11 protein-coding genes are annotated in these 16,783 nt (G+C 51.8%); 7 read left to right on the top strand and 4 right to left on the bottom strand.

What is annotated here, in order from left to right:
- The first annotated feature begins 25 nt into the window (after positions 1-25).
- Complete coding sequence (locus KA369_05025) at positions 26-1,468, top strand: adenosylhomocysteinase (GenBank protein ID MBP7735318.1); 1,443 nt, start codon at positions 26-28, stop codon at positions 1,466-1,468.
- A gap of 173 nt (positions 1,469-1,641) precedes the next feature.
- On the opposite strand, the gene KA369_05020 is transcribed toward KA369_05025, so the two are convergent.
- Positions 1,642-4,206: an RICIN domain-containing protein gene (locus tag KA369_05020; protein MBP7735317.1), complete on the bottom strand. Its 2,565-nt coding sequence runs from the start codon at positions 4,204-4,206 to the stop codon at positions 1,642-1,644.
- A 147-nt stretch (positions 4,207-4,353) separates the two neighbouring features.
- Here KA369_05020 and KA369_05015 point away from each other — a divergent pair, with 147 nt between their 5' ends.
- Together KA369_05015 and alr are read left to right on the top strand one after the other, a co-directional pair.
- A complete protein-coding gene (locus KA369_05015; protein ID MBP7735316.1) occupies positions 4,354-5,190 on the top strand; it encodes an amidohydrolase family protein in 837 nt (278 codons plus the stop codon).
- A gap of 92 nt (positions 5,191-5,282) precedes the next feature.
- Complete coding sequence (gene alr, locus KA369_05010; protein MBP7735315.1) at positions 5,283-6,431, top strand: alanine racemase; 1,149 nt, start codon at positions 5,283-5,285, stop codon at positions 6,429-6,431.
- Positions 6,432-6,529: 98 nt separating this feature from the next.
- Here alr and KA369_05005 read toward each other — a convergent pair whose 3' ends face one another.
- Entirely contained in the window at positions 6,530-7,444 is a 915-nt protein-coding gene (locus KA369_05005; GenBank protein MBP7735314.1) for a phosphatase PAP2 family protein, read from the bottom strand.
- 674 nt (positions 7,445-8,118) lie between these two features.
- Here KA369_05005 and KA369_05000 point away from each other — a divergent pair.
- The 4 genes from KA369_05000 (at position 8,119) to KA369_04985 (ending at position 13,311) form a co-directional block, all read left to right on the top strand.
- Positions 8,119-9,741, top strand: coding sequence for a 2-isopropylmalate synthase (locus KA369_05000; protein MBP7735313.1), 1,623 nt, complete (start codon positions 8,119-8,121; stop codon positions 9,739-9,741).
- Positions 9,742-9,762: 21 nt separating this feature from the next.
- Positions 9,763-10,338 (top strand): hypothetical protein, encoded by a 576-nt coding sequence (locus KA369_04995; protein MBP7735312.1) that lies wholly within the window; start codon positions 9,763-9,765, stop codon positions 10,336-10,338.
- A 660-nt stretch (positions 10,339-10,998) separates the two neighbouring features.
- Positions 10,999-12,168 (top strand): MBOAT family protein, encoded by a 1,170-nt coding sequence (locus tag KA369_04990; protein MBP7735311.1) that lies wholly within the window; start codon positions 10,999-11,001, stop codon positions 12,166-12,168.
- A 3-nt stretch (positions 12,169-12,171) separates the two neighbouring features.
- Complete coding sequence (locus KA369_04985; protein MBP7735310.1) at positions 12,172-13,311, top strand: hypothetical protein; 1,140 nt, start codon at positions 12,172-12,174, stop codon at positions 13,309-13,311.
- Between the two features lie 302 nt (positions 13,312-13,613).
- On the opposite strand, the gene KA369_04980 is transcribed toward KA369_04985, so the two are convergent.
- Positions 13,614-14,570: an AEC family transporter gene (locus KA369_04980; protein MBP7735309.1), complete on the bottom strand. Its 957-nt coding sequence runs from the start codon at positions 14,568-14,570 to the stop codon at positions 13,614-13,616.
- 2 nt (positions 14,571-14,572) lie between these two features.
- Positions 14,573-16,777, bottom strand: coding sequence for a SpoIIE family protein phosphatase (locus KA369_04975; GenBank protein MBP7735308.1), 2,205 nt, complete (start codon positions 16,775-16,777; stop codon positions 14,573-14,575).
- Between the last annotated feature and the right edge of the window lie 6 nt (positions 16,778-16,783).

Raw genomic sequence — 16,783 nt, 5'->3', positions numbered from 1 at the left:
TAAATTATTAAAAAGGAGAATTGCGATGAATGTTACAGTAAAAAGAGATATCACGCCGCTTGATAAAGATCTCCGCTACAAGGTGGCGGATATTTCTCTCGCTGAATGGGGAAGAAAAGAGATTCAGCTCGCGGAAGATGAGATGCCCGGCCTCATGGCGGTACGCAAGAAATATGGCGCACAGAAGCCGTTGAAGGGCCTCAAGATCATGGGAAGTCTTCACATGACGATCCAGACGGCGGTGCTCATTGAAACGCTCCAGGCGCTTGGCGCCGATGTGAGATGGGCTTCATGCAATATTTTTTCCACCCAGGACCATGCGGCGGCGGCGATAGCCAAGGCCGATACGGCAGCGGTCTTTGCCTGGAAGGGCGAGACACTTGAGGAGTACTGGTGGTGCACGGAGCAGGCCCTGACCTGGCCTGACGGATCCGGTCCGGACCAGATCGTTGATGACGGCGGTGACGCGACTCTCATGATCCACCAGGGCGTCAAGGCGGAAAAGGATCCATCGATTCTTGAAAAGAAATATGACAACAAGGAATTCAAGATCATCATAGATAGGTTGATCGCAAGCGTTCAACTTAATCCGCAGAAATGGACCAAGATCGCCGCCAAGGTTAAAGGCGTTTCCGAGGAAACCACTACCGGCGTGCACCGCCTGTATCAAATGGAAAAGAACAAGGAGCTCCTGTTCCCGGCCATCAACGTCAATGACTCGGTCACCAAGTCGAAGTTTGATAACCTCTACGGATGCCGGGAGTCCCTGGCGGACGGCATCAAGAGAGCAACCGATATCATGGTTGCCGGTAAAGTTGTTGTCGTATGCGGATACGGTGACGTCGGCAAAGGCTGCGCCCAGTCGATGCGCGGTTTCGGCGCCAGGGTCCTCATCACTGAAATCGACCCGATCTGCGCCCTCCAGGCCGCCATGGAGGGCTACGAAGTGACCACCATGGATGACGCGGCTTCCGAAGGCGATATCTTCGTTACCTCCACCGGTAACCTGGATGTTATTACCGGGAAGCATATGGAGCAGATGAAAGAAGGGGCCATTGTATGCAATATCGGCCATTTTGACAGCGAGATAGCCATGCATTATCTTGAGAACAATCCGAAATGTAAAAAGGATACCATCAAACCCCAGGTGGACAAATGGACACTGGAATCCGGCCGCTCCATCATCGTGCTTGCGGAAGGTCGTCTTGTAAATCTCGGCTGCGCGACGGGCCATCCCAGCTTTGTCATGAGCAACAGCTTCACCAACCAGACCCTGGCGCAGATCGAGCTGGCCCAGGGCAAACATGAGATCGGTGTATACACTCTTTCCAAGAAGCTTGATGAGGAAGTTGCCCGGCTGCACCTGGACAAGCTGGGCGTCAAGCTGACAAAAATGACCAAGGAGCAGGCGGATTATATCGGTGTATCGATTGAAGGGCCCTATAAACCGGACCATTATCGGTACTAAAAAAAAGAATAATCAGGAATCTAAATAGCGCATTATAGGGGCGGCCAATGGGCCGCCCTTTTTTCGGTCCCGGTGTCAGAGTAAAAAAAAGACCAGTTGAAATTCGATGGTTCCCCTGTTTTTTCAAAAAGGGGTCAGAGCAGCTCATAAAAAAACCCCATGTCCCGCAGCCTTCACCTGCCTCCCGCCTTTTTCACCATCTTTTCAAATCTTTCTTTATACCATTTTTTTGCGGACAACCCCCCATCCATTGCCTGTTCCATCATATCCATGCCCTTCGAGGGATAACCCTGCCTGTAAATGATTTCACCCTTGAGATACAGGCATTCCAGTTTTTCATCACAGTTGTCCGCAGTCAGGCCTTTTTCAAAATAGGTAAGGGCCTTGTCGTTATTACCCTTCTTGAAAAAGCGCCATCCCGCGTCCAGGGAAATGCGCGCGATCGTCCTGCCGGCGCCAAGGCGATAGGCTTCGGCATAATAGCGTTCCGCGTCGCCGGCACGGTCGAGCTTTTCAATGAGGAGATTGCCCAGCCACCGGGCATCGCCGGAACTGTCCGCATGGGATAGATAGGTTTCCATGGAGCGCGCCGCCTCATCATTGCGTCCCGCCGCGGCGGAGCGCCTTGCCGATAGTTTATAAAATTCCACAAAAGAAGGATTTATGCCGAAGGCCTTTTCGTAAAGGGCAAAGGCTTCATCCTTGCGGCCGGCTTTATCCTTGGCCCGCGCTTTTTCCTGTATCATGCGCGATTCTTTGCGCCGATCCAGGGGTATATCAAGGGCGAGCTTTGTCAGTCGCTTGAGTTTGACACCTTGCATTCTGAAGGGACTCCGCGATGAGAATGAAAAGGCCCGCCATCCTCCTTCAAGCTTTTTTGCGTCATGGCCTCCGACCATGGCGGCGAGCTTCGTGGTGAACATGTAATCGTAATATCCCAGCGCGCTCCTGGTCTTCGCGTATTCGGGATAATATGAAATGATGTTTTCCTCGTCGTCCTGTGTCTTGAAGCCGCCGACGCGCTCCACCGTGTGAAAATACTCATGGAACACCAGGCCGAGCCCCGTGGAGCGCCCGATATGATTTTCCATGAAGCCCCGCCGGGGGATGCTCAGCGTGTAGGGTATGACGGGGTAGCCGGTCGTGCTGCCGCCGAAGCAGATATACTCGCCGCGGGGAAGACCGGTCTTGTCCCAGTAGATTTCATAAACATCGGTATCGGCGACAGTTGATCCCATGATGTCAATGATTTCATCTTCCGGCGTGAAGCTGTTCATCTGGGGAGAGCATACCATCCCGCGCTTTTTGCTTTTCCATTCGTAGAAATCGGTGAGGGTCGATTTTTTCAGGAAATGGCGGTCATACCGTATCGAGAGCCTGCCGCCGGTAAAGGCCTCCACCATCCTGGCCATCAGGTCCTGGTTTATGATGGTTTTTTTCACCCGGGGGTCCTGTTCCGTATAGGAATTGTATATGGATACGATATTCTCCTTTCCCTTGAACTGCGCGCTGAATGTAAGCACGAAAAGCGCCGTGTGCTTCTGGATATAGTCGGGCATTATGGTTCCAAGGGCCCTGCGCCGCTCCAGGATCGATAGTATACGGTCGAGGTCATAGCGCTTGATGATCTTCCCCGGCTCGCCAGACACTCCATCCAAAGCCATGACTACATCGTAACGGGCAGCGGCTGCTTTATAGTCGCCACTGGCAAAGGCTTCGTTCCCGGCCCAGAAGGCGCTTTCAGCGCATGATCGCTGGAATCGCCGATGGTTCAGGCTGATACCGCGCTTCGAAAGATCATTGTATATCTCCGGTCCCCTGGTGAAGCTGTTTAGCTTTCCGGCGTGAAAGTCTATCAGGGCCGCGGCTGTCTCAAGGAGCGCCTTTCTCTTCTTTTCGTAATCGCGGGATGCACGGGAGCCGGTCCCTGAGGGAGCGCTCACCAGGATTGATAGCCTTTCGCGGTATCCATCATCGAGACAGGCCGCCCCCTGGGGGCTCTTTTTTGAACCGTGGTAGGCATCGGCAAGGGATTCAAACAGGTTCGGCTCATCGTAGCCTGCTTTCCGCGCCTCAAGATATACCGGCACGGCCGCATCGGGTTTGTGGTAGCTTGTATGGATAAACCTGGCTGTCTGAAAGAGCAGGGCGCCCTGCTCTGACCCCGCAGCAGAGCCTATAATTTGCTTGTATTCATTTGAATTGCCGCGTATCCAGGCCTCGGCGGCTTTCATGGCGGCCGTCTCACGTTCATTGAGGGCCGGCGACAGTATCCAGGTTTTTCCCGGGAGAGCGCTCCGGGTCACTATCACGATGTCGTTGTTTTTTTTCGGAGCCTTTCCCGTTGCCATGGCGCCGCCGTTTTTCGTTATGAACCGGTAACCGTCCCCCGCCGCGGTGACGCGCCATAGCTGGGTATCATAGTTGTGCGATAATGACCGCTGCACCACGTTGTCATTTGCCACGGTGAGATATTTTCCGGAACCGCGGCCCTGGATAAGATGCCAGCCCTCATTGCCATAAAGAATAAAACGGAACTGCTGGTTAGAGCCGCCGTTTTTGCGGTACATGATCGCCGGAACGTCATTCGCCGTGCCTCCGCCTTCTATATCGATGACCGTTCCTCCGGGAGCTGCCTCAATGGTATAGAACATCAAGGTGTCGGGATCACTGTTGCCGAAGGCCGTGGCATATGCTGCAAATAACGCAGCTGACAGGAGAAGGAGATGTTTTATCATCAAGCATCCTCTTTTAAAAAAATATCGAAGCATAACTAGATAATCAACAAACAAAGGGATTATTTGAATATACATAAATTTGAGACAGGTATCAACTGGAGCTAAAAGGTTTGACAGGGGAATCCGGTTATACTTCATAATTGCATCATGGCTATTCCATCCAGCATTATCGATTTCCATGTTCACCTGTTTCCGGACAGGATGTTCGATGCCATCTGGGATTTTTTCTCGAAAGGATATAAATGGGACGTCCTATACAGGATGTATTACCGTCAGTGCGTCGAATACCTGCGGGAACAGGGAGTGGAAAAAATCGTCTATTCCAACTATGCCCACCGCGAGGGCATTGCCGGGGCCCTGAATGAATGGAACCTGCAGGTCCTCGACGAATATCCGGACCTGTACTGCTTCGCGGCTTTTCATCCGGGCGACGATAAGGGCCTGGCCATGGCTGAAAAAGTGCTGGCCCATCCCCGCGTCCTCGGCTTCAAGCTGCAGCTCCTGGTGCAGCGCTTCTATCCCCACGACAGGCGCCTCTTCCCGATGTACGAAATGGTGATGGAGCGCGGCAAGCGCATCCTCTTCCACGTGGGCACCGGCCCGGTGGGCAACGAATTCGTGGGCCTTGCAGAGTTTAACAGGCTCCTTGAATACTACCCGGAGATTCCCGCCAACATCGCCCACATGGGCGCCCTGGAGTACCGCGGCTTCATGGATCTCCTGGAAGACCATCCGGCCCTCTATCTGGACACGGCCTTTTCCTTTTTCAGGGAGTTTCAGGGGAAGGGCGGATTCGACCTCGGGAACGAGGCCCTTGAAGAACACAGGGACCGGATCCTGTACGGGTCCGATTTCCCGAACCTTATCATGGCCCGTGAATCGGAGATAGGGACCCTTGCCGATTATGGACTGTCACAGGAATTTTATGACAGGGTATTCTATCAAAATGGCCGGGATTTGATTGATTCTATTGTCAACCGATAACTATCGGGCCACTGGATAGTCGTTGACAAATTGTTATTGATGCACTACCGCTGTCGCAGCCTTTGATGCCGATGGCGCGGCGAAATCATATTATGCAGATTAACATCGAAACATACCAGAACCGGCCCACCAGGGCGGAAGTCTCCCTCGGAAGGATCCGGAATAATTTCGAGATTGTGCGGTCCCTTGTCGGCAAGGACGTGAAGATCATGGCCATGGTGAAATCCAACGCCTATGGCCACGGCATCAGGACCATATCTGAAACGCTCCTGGCCGCGGGCGTCCATTACCTCGGCGTGGCCTATCTTGAAGAGGCGGTCTATCTCAGGAAGAGCGGCATCACCGCGCCGATCCTGGTGTGCGGCGCCATCAACACCGACCAGATCGGAGAGTTTCTCGAACACGATATAGAGATAACAAGCTCGTCCTATGACAAGTCAGCTGCCATATCGGAAGCCGCCGGACGCCTCGGTAAAACCGCGAAGGTCCATCTCAAGATAGATACCGGCATGGAGAGGATAGGGGTTCACTGGTACAACGCGGAGCGTTTCATCGGGCGCACCCTGGAGCTGCCCGGTATCGCCGTGAAGGGCGTCTTTTCCCATCTCGCCAGGGCCGAGTCGGACAGGGATTTCACCGATACGCAGATACGGCGCTTCAGCGAAGTCGTTGATTTCATGGCTCGAAAGAATGCCCTGCCGGAGCTGGTGCACCTGGCCAATTCGGCCGGAATAATCGGAACCCCGGCGTCCCATTTTACCATGGTCCGTCCAGGTATCATGCTGTACGGATACGATCCCTTTGGGTACGATCCGGGACGTGATTTCAATGGAAGGAAAATTCTTCCGGCCATGACCCTCAAGACCAAGGTTTCCTATTTCAAGGTAGTGCCGGCCGGAGTCGGAGTAAGCTACAATCATTCATATACCACGAAGTGTCAGACCCGCATCGTGACACTTCCCGTGGGGTACGGCGACGGCTACAGTAGGTTCCTGTCAAACCGGGGGGAGGTGGCCATCCGCGGAAGGGTCTATCCCGTGGTCGGGACCGTGTGCATGGACCAGGTCATGGTGGACATTGGCATGGAAGGAACAGCGTACAATGGCGATGATGTGCTCCTTTTCGGCGAGATGAACGGCTCCGTAATACCTCTTGAGGTTCTGTGTGATAGGATCGGCACTATCACCTATGAATTCCTTTGCAATATCAGCTTGAGGGTGCCCCGGATCTACGTGGAGTGAACCAGGGGGTCAACCAGGGGGTCAGAGCACCCCCTTGGGACCGATAGTTATCGGTAAACGGCTGTTAAGTTTTACCCTTTTCATGAATGAGGCTGGGGTCAGAGCGCCTTTTCCTCTCCCCGCAGGGCCGCGAACTTCGAAAAAACAAAAGGTGCACCGAAGGAGCACCAGAAGCCGATGCACCAGTACCGGAAAAATCCCGCAGCCAGACCTTCGGGCACTATATATTTCAATCCGAACCGGAGCGCCCCCAACACACTGATACCGATAACTATCTTCACCAGCTGAATGGGGAGCCTGTTCCATGGATTAAAGCGAATCTTCTCTTCAGCAAGAATGACCCCGACCATGAATCCCGACAGCGCCCCCATGGTGGTGTTCATATAATCTCCGGCTACGAAAATGAAGATAGTTATCGGTATGATGATCAACAGGGTGATGAGTATAATCTGGCTAATGGAGCGATAATATTTTTCAGCGATGATCGCAGCGGGTATGATCACGGCGAGGCAGAGTATTCCAAGGACCAGCCCCCCGAGGACATCTCCCAGGTAGTGCACTGCCAGGTAGAGGCGGGAGTAGGATACCAGGATTATCATCAGGGCGCAGAGCGCCTTCATTGTCCCGCCCCGGGTCATAACCGCGAGGGTCCCCCAGAAGGCGACAGATCCCTGGGCATGGCCGCTGGGAAAACCGGGGCCCCGGGGCCTGTACCGTGATGCCATTTCCTGTATGCCGGGAAGCAGATGCGCCGGATCCGGCCGCGGATTATTGAACAGGCATTTCATGGAATCGTTGACCGCCATGGCCGTGAGATAGGCGGCGCAGATATAGGCGGCGCGCCGCCGGTCCCAGCACCAGTAGAGCACCGGGATCACGGCCATGTAGAAGATCTCGCTTCCCAGCGACGTCACACCCACCATGGCCGCGTCCAGCCACGGTCCCGCGAATATGTGAACACGGTTCAGGATATCTTCCCCGAACAGAACGGTATTTGCAAAAAAAGATCCCATGTCGTTCCTCCGGCCCATGCGGGGCTTGGATTATTGTGGTTTGAAGCCGCCGGGCCGCTGGCCGGTGATGCCCATGTTGAACAGGATGGAGCCGATCTTGGCGTGTCCCAGGCCGAATTCGGAGTCGCCGGTGTCGATGCTGCCGTAAGCCCGAATGATGCCTCATGTGCGATCCATGGTATGACATCGGGAATAATGATGAACATGATAAGGCAGAAAGTCAAGAGGTATTAATCATTTCGGGACTGGCTGGACGGTAAATGGAAAAAAATTAAAATTCTATTGACACTGTTGACCATTTCGAAAATTGTGCTATATTATTTGTAAGCGATTCCGATTTTAATTATAGGATATAACGCCGGTTGTAACGATGAAACAAATGATGGCATCACTTCTAAACCTGCTTCTCGGTCTGTTATTAAGCTTGGAGGAAAGTCTCCCTGGCCATATTTTGTGATGCCTTCTTGAGAACTGAAACAATAAAAGCCGTCACAGAATGTGGCGGCTTTTTTTATGTTATGATGTGATTGTAAAACGGATAGCACAGGCAGGTATATGAATGGATTATAATGGTGATGTTCTGAATCCGGGGAGGTGGCGGGGTCTATGCCCCTTGTTGCTTGGGGAGGATCGTATCCTATATAATACCATACTACCCGAAAAGGAGAAAAACCATGACTGAAATAAATAAAGATAAAGTCGTAATATTCGATACAACCCTCCGTGACGGGGAACAATCCCCCGGTTTCACCATGAATATGAAGGAAAAGATGATCTTCGCCGACCAGCTCATCAAGCTCGGCGTTGACGTGATCGAGGCGGGATTTCCCATCGCCTCAGAGGGCGATTTCGATGCGGTGAAGATGATCGCCGACAGGGTCAAGGGCGTTCAGGTGGCAGGCCTGGCCCGGGCGAACCAGAAGGATATCGACACCGCCTGGAAGGCCATCCAGGGGGCGGAGAATCCCCGTATCCACACTTTCATTTCCAGCTCCGACATCCATATCCAGCACCAGTTCAAGAAGACCCGCGAGGAGGTGCTGAAGCTGGCCGTCGAGGCGGTGAAGCAGGCTAAAAGCTATACGAAAAACGTCGAGTTCTCCCCCATGGACGCAACGCGGAGCGACCCGGTGTTCCTCGCGGAAATGGTCCAGGCCGTGATCGAGGCAGGGGCGGTGACGGTCAACATTCCCGACACGGTGGGATACGCGATCCCGTCCGACTTCCACCGTCTCATCAGGTATCTTTTTGACCATGTGGCCAACATAGCGAATGCCATCATATCGGTCCACTGCCACAATGACCTCGGCCTGGCCGTGGCCAATTCCCTCGCGGCAATCGAGGCCGGGGCGCGCCAGGTGGAGTGTACGGTCAACGGCATCGGCGAGCGGGCCGGCAACACCTCGATGGAGGAGATCGTCATGGCCATCAGGACCAGGAGCGATCTTTTCAAGGTGCATACCGGCATCAACACGAAGCAGATCATTCCCACGAGCCGGCTCCTGACGAACATCACCGGCGTGTCGGTGCAGCCCAACAAGGCCGTCGTCGGCAGCAACGCCTTCGCCCATGAGTCGGGCATCCACCAGGACGGCCTACTCAAAAATGCCATGACCTACGAGATCATGAGGCCCGAGGACGTGGGCATCTCCAAGTCTTCCCTGGTCCTGGGCAAGCACTCGGGCCGCCACGCGGTCCTGGACCGTCTCGCCTCCCTCGGCTACAACCTCGACACGGATGAGACCGAGCGGTTCTTCCGTCTCTTCAAGGCCCTGGCGGACAGCAAGAAGGAGGTCTTCGACGAGGACCTCACGGTCCTGGTGGGCGAGTCCCTGTTCAAGGGCGAGGAGCACCGGCGCTACAAGGTGGAGAACGTGCAGATATCGACCGGTATGTTCTCGCCCCCCATGGCGCTGGTGACGATCAAGGATCACAAGAAGGAAAACCGCGAGTCCTTTGAAGTGTCCCACGGCAACGGCGGCGTCGACGCCGGGGTGAAGGCCGTCAAGAGGATCACCGGCACCACGGCAAAGATCACCTCTTTCAACCTGGTGGCCATCACCGGCGGATCCGACGCCGTCGCAGAGGTTCACTGCACCGTGTCGGAGGAGTATGAGGGGAGGGAGCTCAAGGCCTTCGGCAGCTCCGCCAATATCGACGTGTCCATCGCCGGGATCCACTCCTTCGTGGACGCCCTGAACAAGCTGGAATACATGAAGATCGCCGGCCAGCGCCGCCGTGACCTCATGAACGGCGGCAACGGGAACGGGAACGGGAACATCGGCGAAGGAGTCTGACGCATTCACGGAGATCCGGTTATGAAAAAAGGCTTACTATTGATTATTCTTCAGCTGGCTATCCCGGCTATCATCCTCTACAGCGGCATAGCCTATGCAGCCGGGAGGGTGCCTCTCGGCATGATATCCATTGAGGCTCCTCAGGGATGGGACCTTTCAGCCGAAGAGAAACGGATCATCGGGAAACCGGCTGCCGCTGGAAACGCGTCGTCCAGGGATTGGTATGCCCTGGATTCGGAGCTGTTTGTCATGCTGGGTCCTGAGCCGGATTCCGGCCGGGAACTGTCCGTGACACTTAAAAAGTTCATGGAAGATACATTTGTCGGTTATGCCGAGATCGAATTGAAGCGTATCAAACTGAAGCTCCCCTCCGGCATTGAGAACCTTGGTTACAGTGGAGGCATACGCAACAGAAGCAGCGGGGATATCATGTACGCAGCGGTAATGGTTCTTCGTTTCAAGGGTTCGCATTACTTTTTTGTCTACAATATAAATAAAGAAGAACCCTATAAAAAATTTTCAAGCGGTCCCTTTATCTTTATCATGAATAGCATAAGGACTACCGATGGCTCCGAGAAGAATAATGAAGATTGGTAACAATGGTGAATGACACTGTCAATGAAGAGCGAATATAAGGGCGAGGATGAGTATCCCCGCTTTTTTTTATTCTTCATTTTCCCGGTGCTCCTGTGTATTTTGCCGGGCTTAGGCGTTTCTATCATTTTTTAACATATATTACTTGATCTTTTCATGAACTGTTTTGAATATTTCACATAAGGGCTAATTGTGTATCTAATAATTAATCTATTTCTATCGATGCACACGATTTAAAATCCCCGCACAGTACTGTTTGTACTGAAGAGCCCTAAAACAGGAATGAATGAATACCATTAAAGCCGGTATATTGTATAAACTTTATCCGGTCATGGGATCAAGCTATATTATATTTGAATGATTTAATAAAGAGTTTTACCGTTAACGTTCAGGATATGATACATGAATTTTAGTTCCTATATCTTTATATTCTTTTTTTTGCCCCTTTTCCTGATTCTGTACTATATTATTCCACGAAACAAAAACCTCCTGAGGAATCTATACATTCTGGTCTTCAGTTATTTATTCTACCTCTGGAGTACGCCTGTTGGTCTGGCGGTATTGATCATAAGCACTGTCATTGATTATATACTGGGAGAATTGATATGCAAAACCGGTAGAAAGAGATTGTTATTAATAATCGGGATTATCGAAAATTTAGGCTTGCTGATATACTTCAAGTACCTGAATTTTTTCATAGCCCAGATCAACAGCATGGCACAGATCATTCATCAACCAGCCATTACATGGTCATCCAGTGCGTATATACTCGGCATATCTTTCATCGTCTTCCACAAGTTGAGCTATCTCGTTGACCTGTACAGGGGCAAGGCGCAATCGGCCGGCTTTCTGAATTTCTCCCTGTATGTCGCCTTGTTCCCGAAGCTTGTACAGGGCCCCATCATTCTGTACCATGAGCTATCGGATCAGCTGATAAGCCGCTCACGATCCTTGCAGGACAGTTTCAATGGCGTCTTTCGATTCATCATCGGGCTTTCAAAAAAAGTATTGATTGCAAATACACTTGGCGATGTTGCCGATAAGGTTTTTGCCCTGGATTACAACCATATGACCCCGGCATACGCCTGGCTCGGCATACTGTGCTATACCTTCCAGATCTACTTCGATTTTGCCGGATATTCGGACATGGCCATAGGCATCGCCCGGATGCTCGGATTTCAATTCAAGGAAAACTTCAACAGGCCGTATATCGCAAAAAACTTCACGGAATTCTGGCGAAGATGGCACATGTCACTTTCGCAGTGGTTCAAGGAGTATGTCTATATTCCTCTCGGCGGTAACAGGGTGTCAGTATTACGGAATTATTTCAATCTCTGGGTCGTTTTCCTGATATCCGGCATCTGGCATGGCGCCAACTGGACCTTCATCATATGGGGTGTCTATCATGGATTATTTCTTGTGGCGGATAAGAAATTCTGGCTGGAGAAGTCAAAAAGTCTGGGCGGCGCGGTAAACGCAGGCATAACATTTTTCTTCATAATGATCGGATGGGTTTTATTCCGGTCCGAAAACATGACCAATGCGGTAAAATATCTGGGGCGGATGTTCGATGTCACGTCGATCAACGAGGTATCATCAAAGATACTATTCTCAGACCTGATAGACAACAGGGGTGTTTTTATCCTGATCCTTGCCGTTGTCATCAGCTTCATTCCCGATGGCATCCTTGAATATGCGAAAAGTATTAAAGATAAATTGTCCGCAAACCAATTCGCTTTCCTGAAGGTCTGCGTAATGTATTCCCTGTTCGTTCTTTCGTATTTTTCACTGGTTAACAATAGCTTTAAACCCTTTATCTATTTCAGGTTTTAACATATGAGACGACTTGCTTTGATATCATTGTTGCTTGGCGTTGTTATTATAGGGATTGCTCCCTTCAAGAAGCTATTGCCGGATTTGCCGTTGAACGGCTCTGAAATAAAGACAATGAAGCCCGCCTTCAACGTTAAGGATTTTATTTCGGGAAAATTTCAGCAGGATCTGGAAAAATTTCTTTCGGAAAATATCGGATTGAGGGGCAGGGCTATTATCTATGACAACCAGATGAATTATTCGGTTTTCGGGGATCTGTCGTCAAAGTATTCATCTAAAATAGTTCTCGGCAAGGACAGCTGGCTCTTTGAGAAAGTGTACATCGATTCCTATAACGGCCTGGACGCCATATCCGGCGAGCAGCTGGAAACCAAGGTGAAGAATCTGGGCATTCTGCAGAAAAAACTCGCGTCATATGGGAAATACTGCCTCTTTGTCATAACCCCCAGCAAGGTCAGCGTGTATCCGGAATATGTAAAAGAAAAATACTTGGCTAATAAACATGTCAGGGAAATGACCAATTATGAAAAAATACTCCCATTGTTGAGTAAATATAATATCAATTATATCGATGGGCATGTTTTTATGGTTAAATTAAAAAAGAACAAGATAAAGAATATCTATACGAAAAGCGGCACTCACTGGAGTTATTATGCCGCGTATTATTTCACCCGGGATCTCCTGTCAAAAATCGAGAAGGATGTGAACCGCAGGATGGCGGATATTACATGCAATGCGGTCACGGAGAAAGCGGTTCCCTTCAGGCATGATTGCGACCTGGCTGCGCTGTCAAATATCAAATATAAGCGGAGCTTTTACGATGATTTGTATTATTATCCCCAGACCACGGCGGACAGCGGAAAATTCTTCAGGCCAAGGGTGCTTGTTATAGGGGGGAGTTACCTGAAGATGGTTTTATACTATTTAGACAAGCACAATGTGTATCTCAACCGTGATTTTTTCTATTATTATGAAAAGAACAGCAAATACCCTGAGGGAACCCTCGGCCCGATCGACAAGTCCCCGGATAATCTCAAGCAATTGGTGATGAAAAAGGATATTGTGCTAATAGAAGCGAATGAACAAACACTTTTTGTTCTTGGCTATGGATTTATTGAGGATGCCATAAAATTCTTGAATTGATTGCTGGATGGATGGGGTATCTTGTCACGGTTGTTTCCTATTTCGGTCATAACCGACAACTATATATCTGGCAGACTGTTCTTAAACCTGTGGCAGGTTTATTCATGATAAGGCCGCTACAAATTATGCATGTTATCGGCGTAGAGGCGATGGTGGCTTTGTTGCAGTACCTTGGAATAAGCGATAACTATCGAAATTACAGGTCACTCTGACGCACAATAGCTGGTTAATCCTTTTCTGACAGGCGGATAGAACCATAGGACTTGCTCTGACCCCGGAAATACCGATAACAATCGCTATGGTCAACGCGGAGCGGTGAAAAAGAGGCTGAAAGCTGAAAGGGCCGCGGGGATCGAAACTAAGGAGAAGAGCAGGCTCCCCAGGAAGAACTGGTTCACCGCGGCGCTGTTCCCGTTCTCCTGTTCGATCAGGGTCGGAAGGGTGGTGATGGGGGGCACGGCGCTTTCAAGGAGGATGATGAAAGCCACGGGGAAATCGGGCCTCAGCAGTACAAGCGCCCCCAGCGTCACCGCGGGGAAAACGATATTTTTTATGATAATGAACTTGGTGATCTCGGCCCAGCGGATCGTTCCCCGCCTCATGAAATCGATATAGATGGTGCCCCCCAGGCTGATCATGATCAGCGGTATGGTGATGTTGCCCACCTGGGAGATGATCGAGAGGGCGAACCGCGGTATGTAATCCTGCAGGTGGAAAAGCCGGACGAGGAGGGCCAGCACCGTTGCCGCCAGGACCGGGTTCAGCATCTTTTCCCAGTTTATCCTGAAAAGATCGGACCTGTTTCCATAGAGAAAATGATGGTAGGTGTTGAAGAAGAATGCCGGATACAGGATCATGAAAAGGAACAGCGTCGAGAGCTGGACCGGGCTTTCGCCGAAGAGGCCCGTGATTATCGCAGTCGGGATGAAGAGCCCGTTCTGGTAGAAGAGGCTCAGGGAGAACTCACCGCGAATGTCGCTCTTAACCGCGAACCTGAAGATGAGGCTCAGGGCCGCGAGGCCGGCAGTGAAGGCGCACCAGTAGAGGGGCAGCTTCCACCACCCGGGCGATTCCGCCGGGTTGAACTGCCGGACGATATTATGAAACACCATGCAGGGAAGGGCGATATTGATCACCAGCGGGGTTATGACCGATAGCACGCTTTCGGGCAGTATCTTCCTTCTTACGACGAAAAAGCCGAGAAGCCCCAGCCCCAGTATGACCGTGACGGCGTTGAAGGTGTTAATGAAAGCGTCCATTATCATTTACTCTCGCGCTTCATGATAATTAGGGTGAGGTCGTCCGTTAACCTGTCCTCTCCTGTGAAGGAATAAAGGTCCCTGAGCAGGCGGTCAAGAATCTCCCGGGCGCTGCCGTCCGGCGCCGACTCCAGTGAAGCCATGAGCCGCTTCATGCCGTACGTCTCCAGTTCTATTTTATGCGCCTCGATGAGACCGTCGGTGAAGATGGCGATGACCTCGCCGGGCGCAACCGTAAAAGGGATCATCGGGTACTGATGCTCGTCGGGCATAATCCCGAGGAGAAAGCCGTTGTTTTCTTCGCCGTTATCGTGCCGTACCGGATGAACGCCGCCATTGCCCTTCACCAGTATATCGATATGGGCCGCGTTGAGGTATTCGACGTCGCCGCCGCTGATTTTCAGGAGCACGCCGGTCAGATAATAATAGGCCTGCCCGATTTCCCGATGGAGCTCCATGTTGAACCGGGTGAAGGTCTGGGAGAAATTCTTATCGTGGTATTCCCTGAAAAGCCTGAAGAGGATCGTCTTGGCCGTCATGGTTATGAGTCCCGAGGAGATGCCATGTCCCGAAACGTCAAAGAGCCCCACGCCCGTGAGACTGTCGCCGAACTTGTAAAAATCGTAAAAATCGCCGGAAACGCCTGCCATGGGGATGTACCTGCAGGCGATGTCCCACCCGTCGATCCGGGGCGGGTCCTTGAGGATAACCGCGGTCTGCACGTTGGCGGCCATCTTCATGTCCGCCTCTGCCGCCTTATGGGCCTCCTTGAGGGACCTGTTGGTTGTGATGAGCTGATCGTTCATCTGTTCCATTTCCGCCAGGGCCGAATGAAGTTCATCTGTCCGTTCTTCGACGATTTTCTCCAGGCCGTTTTTAAGCTCCTCCAGCTCGCGGTTGGCGGAAATGAGGGAAATATTCTTGTTCTCTATCTCTTTGAATGAGCGCTGCAGGTCGTCGGTGAGTTTCTCAATGCGGTCAAAGGAGTTTGAAAACCGCGCCAGGAGCAGGTAGCCCTGTGAAAAGATAAATACAAAGAGGCCAATGTGCGAAAGGTAGGCCGTCTGTATGATGCTTCTGTCGTACAGAATGTCATTGATGGCGCTCAAGGCCAGGAGCATGAATCCCGTGAGAATAATGGCAGATCCTTCCCGGTGCCTTCGGGCGGCGCCTATGAGCATGACGATGCCATAGACCATCATGGCGATGGTGAAGACCTGGAAAAAAAGAGCCGTGCGCGAATACACGGTGGACGGGGTCGCCAGCACGATCAGTGAAATAACTCCGCTCACGGCGGCGGACAGTATGATGACCCGCCGGTGGAATCGATCAGGGAAGAGCGATTGAAGATACATCATAAAAACCGGTATAAGAGCGGTGAAGGACAGGACTTCGATTTTGTGAAGCAACTCCCACGACGCCAGGGGAAGCAGGTGTGTGAGATAGTGCTCGCCCGAGGAAAGGGATCGCAACGCGATGAGCAGGCAGGATATCCCGAAATAGAGCGGTGACCGGTCTTTTCTTCTGAGGGCCGCAAGGCCCAGGTTGTACAAACCCATGATGCACAGGCTGCCGAATATGAAAAAATCGATCCATGAAGACATTTCATGGGCCGATTTGATTTCGTCGGCGGTGCCGAGCTTGACTGATTTAAAGAGACCGCCCCTGATGTAATGATAATTCGACACGTGAACTACAATGTCAACGGTGTCGGCCGCTGATTTGAAATAGGCGGTATCGCCCAGCCACCGGGGCACCGCGCTTTCCCGGTCCTCGCCGGGTCGGCCGCAGGCATAGATCTCAGCCCCGTTTACGTAAAGCCTGAAGGCGGTGCTGGTCTCGGAAAATTTAATGCCCGCCACGCCGCGGTATGAGCAGTTTTTTATCGTGAGCCGGTACGTGGCAAATCCCGTTGCGCCGATGGTTCTGCTTCCCACGCGGTGGCCGTCCCAGAATCGCGGCACCCCAATGAAATTATCGGGCAGGGGAGGTTCCGGTCCCTGGAATGACAGGGGATCAATGAACCTTTTCCAGTAAAACTCCCACTCTCCATCGAGGGCCACCGGACCATTCCTTTCGAGGGAGTAGCCGGCCAGGTCAAGGACGCCGTCAGCCGCTCCTGGCCGATGATGCCGGGTGGGAGCGCATGCCAAAACAAGGAGGACCATTAACAGAACAATCGGCACTGTTTTTATTGATGATGGCACGGGCGG

Source organism: Spirochaetota bacterium, assembly GCA_017999915.1.
Lineage (GTDB): Bacteria > Spirochaetota > UBA4802 > UBA4802 > UBA5550 > RBG-16-49-21.
Note: the sequence above shows the minus strand (reverse complement) of the source record. Positions and strands in the feature narration are given on the sequence as shown.